Raw genomic sequence first — 16,175 nt, forward strand, 5'->3', positions numbered from 1 at the left:
GGTTTAGTGGGGGCAGGTCACACTGGCGTAGGTGACGCCCGCGGTATCGCGCACCGCCGACGCTTGCCCCAGGGCATTGGGCGCATAGGTCACGCTCAACCCGCTCGGATAGGTCTGGCTGGCAAGCTGTCCATTGGCGTCGTAGCCGTATCCCACTGCCCAGTTGTACCAGCCGGACTGTTCGATCGACTCCCCGGTCAGCAAACGCCGCTTGTTGTAGGTGTAGCGATTGACCACCTGGGTCGCGGCCACGCACGCAGTCCCATCTAACCCAATTTTTCGAATAAGCAATTATTAAAAATTTTCACACTTGTTAGATAATCTTGTTCTCCGACCATCCTCAGACCAACTGAAAAATACTTGCCACTCCTTTCCTGTTGCCAGCCCTGTCGCGTCAAAGTGATAAGCATGCAGCTCCTTCAATACAGCCCGATCAATCGAATATTGCAGAGACGATCGAATAACAATCACCTGATTGGGAAATCCATGATCATCAAGGCGCACCGCTAACTTCATGCAGCCCCCCGATGGAAATCGGCCTCCCGGCCCGCTATTCAAGACAATATCAAAATTAGAAACGAACGCACTAGAAGGCATCAATTTTTCTGATTGACAGGAGCCCAAAGCAAGCATCATTAATATTGATCTAACCATGACCAAGCTTCCTCAAGGAATAGGGATGCCGCTGTAACTCTCTCGCATCGGTAACCCTATTTCGTGTCGATAGGGATTTTCAAGGTATCTTACTACATTAATTTCTCCGGCCTTTGATGAGTCGAATGGACGATTTTCATATCCCAAAGCCGCTGCGCCTATAGGCGTATGTCCAATCTCATGAGCAAGCAAGGTATCCAGCCCCACGCCTCTCAACTCCGCAGGGTTTCCTAAGTTTTTCTTATAACCTGATACATCAAGACTATAAGAAACATAGTTTCCGCCCTGTGATGCGTCATACCCTGCTGAAAATGAAGGCTGAAATCCAGATTCAGGCAATATCTGAATCAGGTTGATATTTTCTGATTCCTACGAACAGCCTCTCTTCCCACCGCTCCACCTACGGACGACCGTAGAAACCGACGCGCGGCGGCCGTGGTCTGCCCAGGCATCTGACTTGGAACTGGAGGTGCTGCCGCATCTGGAGACGAAACAGAGGAATGGGAAAAAATTGATGAGACAGAGCGAACTCCTACTGATTGTGCTGATTTCGCCTGCGTTGTGAACTCCCCCGTTGAAGCGCAAGTGTTGTCAGTATTTGTAATTCTTGAGCCGGTGCAGCGCCCATCCGGATCGGTGAACCGGTAAGGGTTGTTGGAGGCGTACCAATATCGATTGAAATTCGCCCCGCTCACCGAATCCGCAGTCACCGGATCAACCGACAAGAACCGCGGAATGACCGGATCGTAATACCGCTGCTGCATGTACACCAGCCCCGTGCCGGCATCCATCACATGCCCGGTATACCCGATTCCGTCCACGCTCTTGCCGATCGCCGCGCCATACGGTTCGTACTGGGTGCGGTCCACCACCTGCCCGGCCCCATCGGTCGTCGCCACTGGACTGCCCAGCGCGTCGGTGTGCTGATAGGTCACCACGCCGTCGAGGCGCGTGGCCAGCAGGCTGCCGGCAAGGTACACGTACTCCGCCACCCCACGACCCCGACGCTCCTCGTGCAACAACTGCCCGGCCTTGTCGTAGAACGCGTTCAACCTGGTGCCTGACCCGTCCAGTGCGTTCACCCGCAGGCCCTGCGCGTCGTAGCGGTAGTTCTCCTGGCCCTGCACCTCGCGCAACCGGTTGCCGTAGTCGAACGCATAGACCTGGGTGTTCTTCTGCTGCAGGTTACCTTGCAGGTCGTAGGTGAGCCCGATGATCGTCGCGCCGCTGTCGTCCAGTACATTGGTCAACCGCTGGTTGGCGTCGTACCAGTAGTTGTGCTGGCGGACACCGGCCAGCTTGGCCGAGGTCATGTTGTCCAGCCCATCGTAGGTATAACGGTAGGTCTGTCCACCGCCGAAGCTGGGCGAGGTCGCCGCCGTCAAGCGGTTCAACCCGTCGTAGCTCATTGTGCGGTTGAAGTTGTCGCCTTGTTGCTGGTCGTAGATCGCGGTGACATTGCCGACTTCGTCGTACCGATATTCGTAGGCGCTGACATTGGCATCGCGCACACGCAGCGGCATCTGCCGCGCGTTCAACTCCAGCGTGTGCAGCACGCCGTTGCCATAGACGAATTGCTGCAGCGCACCGTTCGGCGCGTAGTGCAATCCACTGGCGTAGGTGACGCCCGCGGTATCGCGCACCGCCGTCGCTTGCCCCAGGGCATTGGGCGCATAGGTCACGCTCAACCCGCTCGGATAAGTCTGGCTGGCAAGCTGTCCATTGGCGTCGTAGCCGTATCCCACTGCCCAGTTGTACCAGCCGGACTGTTCGATCGACTCGCCGGTCAACAAACGCCGCTTGTTGTAGGTGTAGCGATTGACCACCTGGTTAGCGCCGGCGTTGTTGAGGGTCGCCACCTGCACCGGAAGACCATCCGCCGCGTACTGCCAGTCCTGGTCGCCGTTGCGGTCGGGAAACCGTAGCTGCTTCAGCCGCCCCTGTGCGTCGTAGCTGCGATCCACGCGACGCCCACTGCTGTAGGCCACATCGCGATCGCAGGTGGTGGCGTCGGGCAAGTTCAACCCCGCGGCCGACCAGATGACCTGACCGGCATCGTCGTAGCCCAGCACGGTCGCCCCCGTTTCAGGCTCGATGGTCTTGCATAAGCGTTGCTGCGCGTCGTACACGTAGCGGCGTGACTGCGACAGCGGCGGCGGCATCCGCGGGACCGTGAACTTACCCGAGTTGCCCAGCAAATCGTTCGGACCACCGACCGGCGAGAGGCCATGAATATAGATCGGCTGGTCAGGGTGCGAGGCCCTGACCGCATCGCTGATGGGAATGAAAAAGCGATAGGCCGTCCCGCTCGTTTGGCAGACCGAGGCAACCGCAGGCTCGCTCGCCAGATTGGCGGTGATCGCGCCGGCAAACGTGCCGGTTCCAGCGGGGCCTCCGACGTACATATGCACGTCGATTGGCTGCTGCCAGCCGCTTGAGCATGCCCAGCCACCGACCACATAGCTGCCGTCACCGCGCCCCACGGGTCCGTCGATCCAGCCGTGGATGACCGATTGCGCGATGGAGAGCGACATCGCCGACGAATTGCCGGTCTTGCCGTTGTTGTCGGTCGCCACGGCGGTCACGCTGTACGTCCCTGCCGCAACGTTGCCCCACGTCACCGCATACGGCGACGAGGCCGAGGCGCCCACCGATTGGCCGTTGACGAAGTACTCCACGCGCACCACGGTACCGTCGGGGTCACTGGCATCTGCGCTCAGCCCGACGGTCGCCGGACCGATGAAGGGGGCACCAGTCGGCTGACGCAGTTGTACGGTAGGAGGTAGGTTGCCGGGAGCCACGACATGAATAGTCCGCACCGGTGTCGTCTGTGTGGTGCGCTTGTCGCTGCGGACAGCGCTGGCACGGAATTGATAATCCCCTGGCCCAAGATTGGAGACGGTCTTGGAAATCTGCCCAGTACCGGAACTGCGCGCGATCACTGCGCCGTTCTGGTACAGGGTGACGTCGCCGACGGGGACGATGTCCAGCGCTTCGGCAACGACAGTAACCGATGCCGGTGCGGTATAACTTTTGTTGTTCTCCGGCGACTCCATGCTGATATAGGTTTGCGCCGAGGCTGGAGCTACTACTAGCCCCAGCAATATCCCAAGCCAACGGCCAGCTCCAACGCACACGCGTATGCAGGCAATGCTTCGAAATAGCTGACTCATCGCGCAGGCCCTCCACGATTGATTTCGCTGGGCTTGCCAAACTCGTCTCTAGCGATGCTGGTGGAGACGCCTTCCGGCTGGTCGACACGCACCGGCAGGTCATAGCTGGGGGCATCATAGGCCTGGAACCATTCGGTCGTCTGCTGCCGGCCCTTGGGGTCGGTGGTCTGCCGTTTGAACCCATCCAGATACACGGTGCGCGTCACCAATAGGCCCAGTTCCGAATCCTGCGAAACCGAGAGCGGACGGCCGAGTGCGTCGTACTCGGTCCATGTTCCGCTGGTCGCATCGCTGGCGCCAGACGGATAGGAGGTGAACACCGTTCTGCCGGCGGTGTCGTAGCCGGAACGTTGGAAGCGTTGTGTGCTTGCTTGATCAGACGCATCGTACTCAAGCGTCAATAATGGTCGCCACATTGCATCCAGATAGGTCTGCATGCGGCGATTGCCGGTGCTGACGGTCTGTCGCCAGTGTCCAGCGGCAATGCCGAATTCATCGTTCGTCACTTGCTCCAGAATCTGACTGGTGGTGTTCCACGCGACGCTATCGGTGTCCTGATAGGTCCGTAGGGTCATCCGCCCCATCGCGTCGTAGTCAAACGTACTGGTGCCGCCGTTGGCATCGGTCGATGCGCGGATCCAACCGTTGTCGTCGACGCTGGCCGTTTCCAGTGTGCCGTCCGGTTCGTCGGCGGTCGCAGGATGCTGGATCCGTTGCGGCACACCGCGCTTCCAATTCGACAAACGCGTCGTGGCACCGTTGGCATCGGTGAACGACGCCAAGTTACCGTCCGGATTCCAGAGCAGGGTGTGCTTCAACGCACCGAAAACGTATTCCTCCGAAGGCAAGGCGTTTGTGCTGTAGGACGCGCTGTAGATCGAAACGCGGCGCGGCGCTGTCTGCGTGACCGACGCCGTCTTGCCCAGAACCCAGGTGTTGGTCTGATCGTAATACGCGGTGTCTTCGCTCCTGCTGTAGCCCAGCGAGCTGCTCCGTTCCACCCGGGTGGAACGTGCGAATCGATCCAGGCAATAAGGACCGCTACCGCACCCGGTAGCGACACGCCACACGAAGGACACGCCATCCTGCACGATGGTTTTCCGAACCAGCGGCCGAACATATGCAGCAGAGGGTTCGTCGCCCCCCAACATGGTGCCGTACTTGCTAGGAAACGCATGCCCCGCCACCTCATCCTCTCCGAGGAAGTCGCTGCGCTCCTCGCGCAGGACAGTCTTTCCGTCGGCGGCAAGTGTCCTCACCGCAAGCAGACGGCCCTCATTGAGCCCCCAAAGCACACCAAATTCGTAGGTTTCATAATGGCCGTCTGGTTGCAGGACCGAAACCGTCTTCGACCTTGGGCAGGTATCGGCCGGGCAGATACCCGCCACCGGCTGCCGCGTCCCCCAAAGCGGATAATATATTTGTGCGTAGCCGTACTTCCAGGTCATCGCTTGTGCGATGCCTGGACCACTGATGGTTTTAGAAGCAAGACTGAAAACGTCGTGGAAATTGGAGAGCAGGAGCTGATAATTGACGTCCCCTTCTGGACCCGGTGGGAGCGGCTGGCAATTACTGAGACGCACGCCGCTACGATAGTGCCGTGCATGGACGAACGAAAAAGTCGCTATCGCAGATGATGGGTGTGTCACTGTGACCGAGTACTGCCCGTCTGCCACGTCCGGCCCACCGCAATTGGGTCCGATGGCGGCATCCCACGCTGGATACGTAACGAGTCGATCACCTCCGTAGCGGTACTGCCAGCGCGACTGATCCGGCTGCAGCACGGTGACGAGTTCGGCATTGTCGTTGTATTGGTATGTCCAGGTTCTGCCGTTGACCGACGCACTGGTCAGGAGTTCGCCAGCGTAGGTCAGCGAAATCGCGCGCCCATCGCTCGCCACGATAGAAAGCGGATGACCGTTACCGTTGTAGCTGTAATTCACGTAGTTGCCGAATCGATCCTCGATCCGGCTGGCCAGCAAGTAGACCGTGATGCGCGGGAAGCGAGCGTCACCCTTTTCGATTGCGCCGGCACTACGTTCTATGGCGACATCGAAGGTGTATTTGATTCCAGCCGCGGTGGTCATGACGAAACCTTCGCCCGCATACCCGTTCGCCGTCGAACCCTTGCAGGCGAATGCGTCCAGCGCCGATGTGGTCCATAGATGCGACTGCCCGTCGGAGGGAGCCAACGGCGAATCATCGAGCACCAGCATTTCGTGATCGCCGCGGCCTGGCAGATGCACGGTATTGCCGTGCCAGACGTCGTGGAGATTCAGTCCGGAACGAACAGTTGGATAGAACACCGCCGAGCAACGTGCTTTCGGCCGATTGAGCGAATCCGTATTCCATTTGTAGGCCACATCAAACGTACCGCTGATGTAAGGCACGTCGATGTCCCAGTTGCCGAGGCCAGCGTACTCCTTGGAAAAGTCACCCAGCGGCCTGGGTTTGATGATGAGCCGGCGCGCCAGTTCGACCGGCAATGCATCATTGCCCTTGAGCTGGATATCGACGTTACGAAACGAGGTCTGACCGTCGAACAGACTGACGCTATCGCCCGCCAATCCTCCGTCCAGCGGAGCAGTCTGCTCCGTCGCCCTGACGAGCTTCGCGTACTCCACATAGGGCTCGATGGCGTTCTGCGCCTGGCCCACATCAGCAAGCGCGCAACAGGCCACGCCTGCCAAAAGTGCCACGCGCGCACTGCACGCCGCACGACTGCCATATGAATCTTCCATATCAACCAGCTCCCTGTCGATTTTGTAATGCAGTCTGATATTGCGGCGTCCTGCGAGTGACAGGCTTGCACAATTTTCTAACGCAAGCAAGAGGTGCCTGCAGCATCACCGAGCGTGGCTCACGAACGAATTAAAGTAGCCAACAAAACGACTGCGTCGTCGCCGGACGGGCGCGGTCAGTGCTCAGAATCCTCATGCAACCTCTAATGCCGTTACGGCGCGCTGTCCGCACACACCAAAAAGTGAGTTGCGACGCTGTGTCAGTCAATCTAAATAAACGCGCTGCTCTCGACCGACGTTTTCCGGGGGTGGGTCACGTCGGGACCACACGTCGTCAGCCCGACACCCTCTCCTTGAAAGCATCGCCACGGTAAAATCGGCGGATCTTCCGCCGTGCGTGCCCGTCATGACCGACTCCCGTCTCACCCAGCACTACGCCGACGAACTGGACGCGATCCGCGCGCAGGGGCTGTTCAAGTCAGAACGCATCATCGTCGGCCCGCAAGCGGCCGAGATTGCGCTGGCCGACGGCCGCCGCGTGCTGAATTTCTGCGCCAACAACTATCTGGGCCTAGCCGATCATCCCGCACTGATCGCTGCCGCCAAGGACGCGCTGGACACCCACGGCTTCGGCATGGCCTCGGTGCGCTTCATCTGCGGCACCCAGGATCTGCATAAGCGGCTGGAGGCGCAGATCGCCGCGTTCTTCGGCACCGAGGATACGATCCTCTACGCCGCCTGCTTCGACGCCAACGGCGGCCTGTTCGAACCGCTGCTGGGCGAACACGACGCGATCATCTCCGACGCGCTCAACCATGCTTCGATTATCGATGGCGTGCGCCTGTGCAAGGCAAAACGCTTCCGCTACGCCAACTGCGACATGGCCGAGCTGGAAGCGCAATTGCAAGCCGCCGATGCAGCCGGCTGCAAGACCAAGCTGATCACCAGCGACGGGGTGTTCTCGATGGACGGCTTCATCGCCCCGTTGGACGAGATCACCGCACTCGCCAAACAGTACAACGCGCTGGTACATATCGACGAGTGCCACGCAACCGGCTTCCTCGGATCCAGTGGCCGCGGCTCGGCCGAGGTCAAGGGCGTGCTGGACAGGATCGACCTGTTCACCGGCACTCTGGGCAAGGCCATGGGCGGGGCGCTCGGCGGGTTCACGACCGGCCGAGCCGAGGTGATCGAACTCTTGCGCCAACGCTCGCGGCCATACCTGTTCTCCAATTCACTACCGCCGCACGTGGTGGCTGCCGGCATCAAAGCATTCGAAATGCTGGACGCAGCCGACGATCTGCGCGAACGTCTGGTCGAGAACACCGCCTACTTCCGTGCGCGCATGGCCGCCGCCGGTTTCGACATCAAGCCCGGCACTCACCCGATCTGCCCGGTGATGCTGTACGACGCGCCGCTGGCACAGCGCTTTGCCGAGCGCCTGCTGGAAGAAGGCATCTACGCAATCGGTTTCTTCTTCCCTGTCGTTCCCAAGGGGCAGGCGCGCATCCGCACTCAGATCAGCGCCGCGCATACCCGCGCGCACCTGGATCAGGCAATCGATGCGTTCACTCGGATCGGTCGCGAGTTGAACGTCATTGGCACCTGACATGCCTCATGTGCCACGCCAAGCGTACTTGCTCGCCACGCACGCCAGAGATTCTGGCGACACCTCGGCAGAGAACCGCATGGATGATGGCTAAGGGGTACACGCTGCGCAGGCAAGCGACGATGTGTAGAGCCTACCTCGCCCGACTCAATCGCCCGACCAGGCTGCACCCCGATTTCGGCGATCTCCTGGCCATGCGATTCAGCGCGTGGCTTACGCGCTCACGTCCGTCACTGCCAACGCGCTGACTTCGGCCGCACTGAGTGTGCGCCATGCACCCTTGCTCAGTTCGCCCAGCGCCAGCGTGCCGATCGCCACCCGCACCAGACGCACGACGTCCACACCCAGGGCGGCGAGCAGGCGCCGGATCTGCCGGTTACGCCCTTCGTCCAGCACCACCTCCAGCCAGGCGTGGCGCTCGCCCTGGCGCAGCAGACGCACCTGCTTGGCACGTAGCACTTCGCCATCGGCGACAACGCCCGCACACATGCGCTGCAACAGTGCCGCATCCGGCAGTACATCCACCTGCACGTGGTAGGTCTTGTCCGGACCACTTCCCGGATCGGTGACGCGCGCCGCCCATTGCGGATCGTTGGTGAAGAGCAATAAGCCTTCGCTGGCCTTGTCCAGACGACCGACCGGCGCTAGCCATGGCAAGCCGGCACCATCGAAACAGCGGTAGACGGTCTCGCGGCCACGCTCGTCTTGCGCGGTGGTCACAAGCCCACGCGGCTTGTTGAGCATCAGGTACAAGCGTTCGCTCGCCGATAGCGGCGCACCATCCAAGGCAAGGCGATGCCGGCCACGCAAGATCGGGAATTCAGGGTCGGTGACAACCCGCCCATCGACCGCAACGCGACCGGCGGCAATCCAACGCACCGCCTCGGTCCGCGAGCACAGCCCCAACTTGGACAGCGTGCGCGCTAGACCATGCCGTGGCCCAGCCACCACAACGGGAGGCATCGCCGCCGTCGACGTCAGCGCCCGCGACCGGCTTGAACGCGGCGGTTTCAACTCTCGCACCATCGGATGGGCGCGGGCAGCGACCGGACCGCAGACGAACCCGCGCCGGGCTTACTTGGCCTCGACCGGTGCTGGTACCGGTACCGGCGCAGCAGCCGCAGCGGCCGGGGCGGCGGCCGGACGGGCCTTGATCACATGCACGCCACGCGCCTTCATCCACGCATCGAATTCATCGGCGGTCATACGTTTTCCGTTCTGACTCATGTCGAAGCGCCACGGCGTGTTGTCGAACGCCGTCTTCGGCTTGTAGGCCGACGGATCATTCGGATTGACCGCACCACCGGGAGGAATCGCTTTCGCCACGCTCTGACAGCTCTCCGCACGCAGGCGCAGCAGCACCCGATCCAGCGACTGATCGCTGCTGTAGGACTGCGTCAGCACCCCGCTGGGCATCCCCAGCTGCACATCGCGGCTGAACAACTCGGTGGCCACCGGCGCTGCAACCGTGGCCGGTAACGCCAGCGGCTTGGGCAGGAGATCGCCGGAGCAATCCGGCGCGGCATGGGCAACAGGAACCAGGGCCAGACCAATCAGACTAGCCATCACGATACGCAGCATCGGTTTTTTCCACTCGGGCGAGACGACGCAACGAGTGTAGGCAGGCCACGGCAGAGTTTCAATCAATACCGGCACTACATCGGCTAAATAATTGGGAAGGATGAAAAAATGCAACGCGCAAGAGATCCAGATCACAACGGTCCGGTAGCAGACGTATTGTTTGTCTGCGCACCAATAGCGCAGAGGCGACCTCTTCGATCCGGCGACCACACACAAACACAAAGCCCGGCGCGAGGCCGGGCTTTGCTTGAGACGTGAAGCGTCCGATCAGTTGTTCTGGACGTTCAGCTCGGTACGACGGTTCTTGGCGCGACCTTCCGGATTGTCCGAACCATCCGGGTTGGTGTTCGGCGCGATCGGGCGGGTCTTGCCGTAGCCAATCGGTCCGATCAGACGCGAAGCGTCAACGCCGTTCTTCACCAGGTAGTCGTACACGACGCGGGCGCGACGCTCGGACAGCTTCTGGTTGTACTTGTCGCTACCGATGGAGTCGGTGTGACCGGCAACCTCGACCTTCAGGTCGGGGTAACGCTTCAGGATCTCAGTGGCCTCGCTCAGGATCGCGATAGCATCCGGACGCAGAGTCGACTTGTTGAAGTCGAAGTTGACACCCTTCAGGTCGATCGACACCGGCACCGGGCAACCGTCCGGACCAACGGTCTGACCCGGCTTGGAGTCAGGGCACTTGTCGTCGCAGTTGTTGACGCCGTCACCGTCGTCATCCTTATCCGCGCAGCTCGGAGCGACCGGCGGCGGCGGCGGCGGCGGGACCGGGGCGGACGGGGCAGGCCCAAGCGGGATCACCACGCCAACCGAGGCCAGCGTGTCGCCGAACCAGTTACGGGACGGAGCCGCGACGCTCTTGTCGTCGAAGTCAGCGCGGTAGGCCACTTCGGCGCGCACCGCAATGTGCTTGTCGAAGGTGGTCTGCAGGCCGGCGCCGACCTTGGCGGCAAAGTTGCCGTCCTTGCGCTTGCCGGGGGAGATGGGACCGCCGGTATCGAACGATTCTTCAGCGCGCTGGTAGCCCGCGCCGAACAGCACGTACGGGTTCCAACCACGGCCTTCCTGGATGAAGTGGCGACGCAGGTCGACGGAGACGCCGTACTGGCTCCAGTTCAGGTCTTCGTTGGCCTTGAAGTTCGGGTTCTGATAGTTCAGTTCACCGTCCAGCGACCAGTTCGGGTTGATGAACTTGCCCAGACCAAGGGTGACGAACGGGGCATCATTGGTATGGCGATGTTCGTCCTGGAAATTGAAACCAGCCGCACCGGTCAGGTACCAGCGGTCGTCGAATTCCTGAGCGGATGCTGCCTGGGCGACGGCCAGACCGCCCAACAACGCGGCGGTGAGAATTTTCTTGTTCATTAATACAGCTCCTTGTTTCGGGGAGTTAAAACGATAGAGGCATGGTTAAGTACAGATGTCTCATCACATCCAGACGGCCGTTTCCGCATGCCATCGCCGCGCACCTTATGCTTGGCATGGTGAAGAGAGCGTTAACAAGCACGTAACATGTGGAAGCCGACGCCACTGACTGCTTGCCGCATGGCACCGACTACACCCTATACAGCTTGATGAAATCATGCAACGCAACTTTCACATTTGCGTTTGCCTTGGTAGACAGCGGTCCGCACAACGATGGATATCCCATTCTGGATCAAGACACAGCCGCTGCTTGGCCAGTTCTGTCTTCGACGGAAGCGACAATAGGGCCGTCAACCCTACTGATCGCCAGGCGGGCAGCCCTTTGCATGCAATGGGATGATCGCGAGAAGCCGGTGTCACGCCCGTTGGCGAACTGATCGTGGGCGCCGAGCACGGCTTAATAGTTGCGGCAAAATCTCCAACAGTCAGTCGGCAGCTCAACCCGCCCACATGCAGCGATCAAAGACGACCAGCCCCGTACCCGTGGTGACGTCGGTCTCCTAAGCTGGCGTCGTTGCGCGCAATCTGCTGCCTGCGGCCACTGCCCGAACCATGGCATCGCCCCCTTCTCCCAATACCCAGGAGTCTTCAATGAAAGCGGTCGCCCTCACCCGATACCTGCCGATTGACGATCCGCAGTCACTGCAAGACATGGACCTGCCCATGCCAGCCGCGCCTACCGGCTTCGACCTGCTGGTCCGGGTGGAGGCGGTGTCGGTCAATCCGGTGGACACCAAGGTGCGCGCACCTAAACCATTGCTGGAAACCCAGCCCAAGGTGCTGGGCTACGATGCCGCTGGTGTGGTCGAATCGGTCGGCCCACATGCCGAGGGCTTCGAACCCGGCGACGAGGTGTACTACGCTGGCGACATCACCCGCGCCGGCAGCAATGCGCAATATCAGTTGGTCGATGCGCGCATCGTCGCGCGCAAACCGACCACGCTGGATTTCGCCCAGGCTGCGGCACTGCCGCTGACCACGCTGACCGTCTGGGAACTGCTGTTCCAACGCATGCCGTTCGACTTCGACGACGCGCGCAATCGCGGCCTATGCCTGCTCGTGATCGGCGGCGCTGGTGGAGTCGGCTCGATCGCGATCCAATTGGCGCGGCACGCCTGCTTCAATGTGATCGCCACCGCCTCGCGCGCCCAAACCCGCGATTGGTGCCTGCAACTGGGTGCGCACCACGTGATCGACCATCGCCAACCGCTTGCACCGCAGTTGCAGGAGCTGGGCATCGAGCAAGTGGACGCGGCGCTGAACCTGGCCGACACCGACCGCTATTGGCAGGCGTTGGGCGAGCTAATCGCGCCACAGGGCCACGTCGGGCTGATCGTCGAGCCGACTGGACCGCTGCACATCGGCGATCCGTACAAAGCCAAGTGCATCGGCATCCATTGGGAAATGATGTTCGCGCGCCCACGCTTTCGCACGGCGGACATGATCGAACAACACCGCATTCTGGCGCGCACGGCCAGCCTGGTCGATGCCGGTGCGTTGCGCACCACGCTGACCGAAACCCTGACCCCGATCAACGCGACCAACCTGCGTCAAGCACATCGGCGTTTGGAATCGGGGAGCACCATCGGCAAGTTGGCGCTGGCCGGCTGGGAGTGGCGTCGTTGCGCGCAATCTGCTGCCTGCGGCCACTGCCCGAACCATGGCATCGCCCCCTTCTCCCAATACCCAGGAGTCTTCAATGAAAGCGGTCGCCCTCACCCGATACCTGCCGATTGACGATCCGCAGTCACTGCAAGACATGGACCTGCCCATGCCAGCCGCGCCTACCGGCTTCGACCTGCTGGTCCGGGTGGAGGCGGTGTCGGTCAATCCGGTGGACACCAAGGTGCGCGCACCTAAACCATTGCTGGAAACCCAGCCCAAGGTGCTGGGCTACGATGCCGCTGGTGTGGTCGAATCGGTCGGCCCACATGCCGAGGGCTTCGAACCCGGCGACGAGGTGTACTACGCTGGCGACATCACCCGCGCCGGCAGCAATGCGCAATATCAGTTGGTCGATGCGCGCATCGTCGCGCGCAAACCGACCACGCTGGATTTCGCCCAGGCTGCGGCACTGCCGCTGACCACGCTGACCGTCTGGGAACTGCTGTTCCAACGCATGCCGTTCGACTTCGACGACGCGCGCAATCGCGGCCTATGCCTGCTCGTGATCGGCGGCGCTGGTGGAGTCGGCTCGATCGCGATCCAATTGGCGCGGCACGCCTGCTTCAATGTGATCGCCACCGCCTCGCGCGCCCAAACCCGCGATTGGTGCCTGCAACTGGGTGCGCACCACGTGATCGACCATCGCCAACCGCTTGCACCGCAGTTGCAGGAGCTGGGCATCGAGCAAGTGGACGCGGCGCTGAACCTGGCCGACACCGACCGCTATTGGCAGGCGTTGGGCGAGCTAATCGCGCCACAGGGCCACGTCGGGCTGATCGTCGAGCCGACTGGACCGCTGCACATCGGCGATCCGTACAAAGCCAAGTGCATCGGCATCCATTGGGAAATGATGTTCGCGCGCCCACGCTTTCGCACGGCGGACATGATCGAACAACACCGCATTCTGGCGCGCACGGCCAGCCTGGTCGATGCCGGTGCGTTGCGCACCACGCTGACCGAAACCCTGACCCCGATCAACGCGACCAACCTGCGTCAAGCACATCGGCGTTTGGAATCGGGGAGCACCATCGGCAAGTTGGCGCTGGCCGGCTGGGAGTGAACACGGCAACCCGGTAGGTGCGGCATTGGCCACGGCAGAGAACCATTGCGGCCGATGATCTGACTCTACGCATAGGGACTGACGGCAGACACAGCGCCGCCGCTCCATCCGTCTCTCGCCCACTTGCCGCAGCGGGGATTTCGAGGCAACCTGCCGGCCATACGCAAGCGTATCTCCGCCATGTCATCGACCTCCGGTCATCCCGCCTCCCCCGCCACCTATCCGCATCTGTTCGCCCCGCTCGATCTGGGCTTCACGCAGTTGCGTAACCGGGTGCTGATGGGTTCCATGCACACTGGGCTGGAGGATCGGGCCCGCGACTTCCCGAAGCTGGCCGCCTACTTCGCCGAACGCGCCGCTGGCGGTGTCGGGCTGATCGTCACCGGCGGTTTCGCACCGAACATCGTTGGCTGGCTGAAGCCCTTTGGCAGCAAGCTGTCCTGGTCCTGGGAGGTGCGTCCGCATCGACAGGTGACGGCTGCGGTGCATGCGCACGGGGCCAAGATCTGCCTGCAATTGCTGCATGCCGGGCGCTATGCCTATCACCCGCTGTCGGTAGCACCATCGCGACTGAAGGCGCCGATCACGCCATTCACCCCGCGTGCCCTGTCCGAGCGCGGGGTCGAGCGCCAGATCCACGCCTATGCGCACGCGGCGCGGCTGGCGCGCGAAGCCGGCTACGACGGCGTCGAAGTGATGGGCTCGGAAGGCTATCTGATCAACACATTCCTCGCACCGCGCGGCAACCGCCGCCACGATGCCTGGGGCGGCGACGCGGCCCGGCGCATGCGCTTCGCGGTGGACATCGTGCGCCGCATCCGCGCCGCCTGCGGGCCGGACTTCATCATCATCTATCGACTCTCGCTGGTGGACCTGGTCGAGAACGGCAGCGATTGGCAGGAGATCGTGACGCAAGCCCAGGCCATCGAGGCGGCCGGCGCGACCCTGATCAACTCCGGTATTGGCTGGCACGAGGCACGCATACCGACCATCTCCACCTCGGTACCGCGCGCCGCCTTCGCCGCGGCCACCGCCAAGCTCAAGCCGCACCTGCGCGTGCCGCTGATCGCGACCAACCGTATCAATATGCCCGACGTGGCCGAACGCATCCTCGCCAGCGGCGGCGCCGACATGGTCTCGCTGGCGCGGCCGCTGCTGGCCGACCCGGAATGGGTCAACAAGGCCCAACGCGGTCAGGCGCAGGCGATCAACACCTGCATCGCCTGCAACCAGGCTTGCCTGGACCACGTGTTCGAGAACAAGACCGCCAGTTGCCTGGTCAATCCGCGTGCAGCCGCCGAAACCGAACTGAACTACGTGCCGGCCCGCACACCCAAGCGCATCGCCGTGGTCGGTGCAGGCCCGGCCGGCCTGGCCTGCGCCACCGTGGCCGCCGAACGCGGACACCACGTCACCCTGTTCGACAGCGCCGCCGAGATCGGCGGCCAGTTCAACCTGGCCAAGCGGATCCCCGGCAAGGAAGAATTCCACGAGACCCTGCGCTACTTTCGCCATAGGCTGGACACCACCGGGGTCGAACTGCGTCTGCACACCGCCGCCGATGCAGCGCGGCTGGCCGGCTTCAACGAAGTCGTGCTGGCCACCGGTATCGTGCCGCGCAAGGTGGATTTCCCCGGCGCCGACCACCCCCATGTGGTCAGCTATCTGGATGTGCTGCGGGGACAGGTGCAGGTGGCAGACAAGGTCGCGATCATCGGGGCCGGCGGCATCGGTTTCGATGTCGGCACATTCCTCGTACATGCCGGTGCATCGACTGCACTGGACCCGGCGCGCTGGATGGCCGAATGGGGCGTGGATCCGCAGTTCGAGGGACGCGGCGCACTGTGCAAGCCGAGCCCGGAACCGCCGGTGCGCAGCGTCTGGCTGTTGCAACGCAGCCCGGGCCGTCCCGGTGCGCGGCTAGGCAAGACCACTGGCTGGATCCATCGCGCCGCACTGAAGGCCAAGGGCGTGACCATGCTCGGTGGGGTCGAGTATCTGGGCATGGACGACACCGGCCTGCGGATCCGGGTGAACAACATCGAGCAGTTACTGAAGGTCGGCACCGTCGTGGTCTGCGCCGGCCAGGAACCACGGCGTGAGCTGCAGACAGCGCTGCTAGCCGCCGGATGCACTCCGCACCTGATCGGCGGCGCCGACCTTGCAACGGAGCTGGACGCCAAACGTGCCATCGCCCAAGGCAGTTGGTTGGCGGCGCGCCTGTAGCAATCGGCGCTGTGTCGGGCGATGGCGGCCACACGCCA

Annotated in this window: 10 protein-coding genes and 1 pseudogene; 4 read left to right on the forward strand and 7 right to left on the reverse strand. The window is 62.1% G+C overall.

Features of this window, described 5'->3' with window-relative positions; translation table 11 throughout:
* Nucleotides 1–3: 3 nt before the first annotated feature.
* From XANALMUS060_RS02785 to XANALMUS060_RS02795, 4 genes are all read right to left on the reverse strand, one after another.
* The gene (locus XANALMUS060_RS02785; RefSeq protein ID WP_045737011.1) at nucleotides 4–252 is read right to left on the reverse strand and encodes an RHS repeat domain-containing protein; all 249 of its coding nucleotides are present in this window, start codon (nucleotides 250–252) and stop codon (nucleotides 4–6) included.
* A gap of 414 nt (nucleotides 253–666) precedes the next feature.
* Nucleotides 667–993, reverse strand: coding sequence for a hypothetical protein (locus XANALMUS060_RS19535; RefSeq protein WP_152640368.1), 327 nt, complete (start codon nucleotides 991–993; stop codon nucleotides 667–669).
* An 8-nt stretch (nucleotides 994–1,001) separates the two neighbouring features.
* Nucleotides 1,002–3,827: an Ig-like domain-containing protein gene (locus XANALMUS060_RS18185; RefSeq protein ID WP_161795371.1), complete on the reverse strand. Its 2,826-nt coding sequence runs from the start codon at nucleotides 3,825–3,827 to the stop codon at nucleotides 1,002–1,004.
* Entirely contained in the window at nucleotides 3,824–6,658 is a 2,835-nt protein-coding gene (locus XANALMUS060_RS02795; RefSeq protein ID WP_235430305.1) for an RHS repeat domain-containing protein, read from the reverse strand. The genes XANALMUS060_RS18185 and XANALMUS060_RS02795 overlap by 4 nt, the downstream gene beginning before the upstream one ends.
* A gap of 316 nt (nucleotides 6,659–6,974) precedes the next feature.
* Between XANALMUS060_RS02795 and kbl the strand changes: the two genes are divergently transcribed.
* Nucleotides 6,975–8,177 (forward strand): glycine C-acetyltransferase, encoded by a 1,203-nt coding sequence (gene kbl, locus XANALMUS060_RS02800; protein WP_045737013.1) that lies wholly within the window; start codon nucleotides 6,975–6,977, stop codon nucleotides 8,175–8,177.
* Nucleotides 8,178–8,390: 213 nt separating this feature from the next.
* On the opposite strand, the gene XANALMUS060_RS02805 is transcribed toward kbl, so the two are convergent.
* From XANALMUS060_RS02805 to XANALMUS060_RS02815, 3 genes are all read right to left on the reverse strand, one after another.
* Entirely contained in the window at nucleotides 8,391–9,140 is a 750-nt protein-coding gene (locus XANALMUS060_RS02805; RefSeq protein WP_045726920.1) for a pseudouridine synthase, read from the reverse strand.
* A 111-nt stretch (nucleotides 9,141–9,251) separates the two neighbouring features.
* Entirely contained in the window at nucleotides 9,252–9,758 is a 507-nt protein-coding gene (locus tag XANALMUS060_RS02810; protein WP_045726919.1) for a hypothetical protein, read from the reverse strand.
* A 267-nt stretch (nucleotides 9,759–10,025) separates the two neighbouring features.
* Nucleotides 10,026–11,126, reverse strand: a complete 1,101-nt coding sequence (locus tag XANALMUS060_RS02815) for an OmpA family protein (protein WP_045737014.1) — start codon at nucleotides 11,124–11,126, stop codon at nucleotides 10,026–10,028.
* Nucleotides 11,127–11,777: 651 nt separating this feature from the next.
* Between XANALMUS060_RS02815 and XANALMUS060_RS02820 the strand changes: the two are divergent.
* The 3 genes and pseudogenes from XANALMUS060_RS02820 to XANALMUS060_RS02830 form a co-directional block, all read left to right on the forward strand.
* Nucleotides 11,778–12,797: pseudogene (locus XANALMUS060_RS02820) on the forward strand (zinc-binding alcohol dehydrogenase family protein); the annotation flags it as partial.
* 88 nt (nucleotides 12,798–12,885) lie between these two features.
* Entirely contained in the window at nucleotides 12,886–13,911 is a 1,026-nt protein-coding gene (locus XANALMUS060_RS02825; protein WP_045737015.1) for a zinc-binding alcohol dehydrogenase family protein, read from the forward strand.
* Between the two features lie 180 nt (nucleotides 13,912–14,091).
* The gene (locus tag XANALMUS060_RS02830; RefSeq protein WP_045737016.1) at nucleotides 14,092–16,137 is read left to right on the forward strand and encodes an NADPH-dependent 2,4-dienoyl-CoA reductase; all 2,046 of its coding nucleotides are present in this window, start codon (nucleotides 14,092–14,094) and stop codon (nucleotides 16,135–16,137) included.
* Nucleotides 16,138–16,175: the final 38 nt, after the last annotated feature.

This window comes from Xanthomonas sp. MUS 060 (assembly GCF_000963215.1).
In the GTDB taxonomy this organism is placed as follows: domain Bacteria; phylum Pseudomonadota; class Gammaproteobacteria; order Xanthomonadales; family Xanthomonadaceae; genus Xanthomonas_A.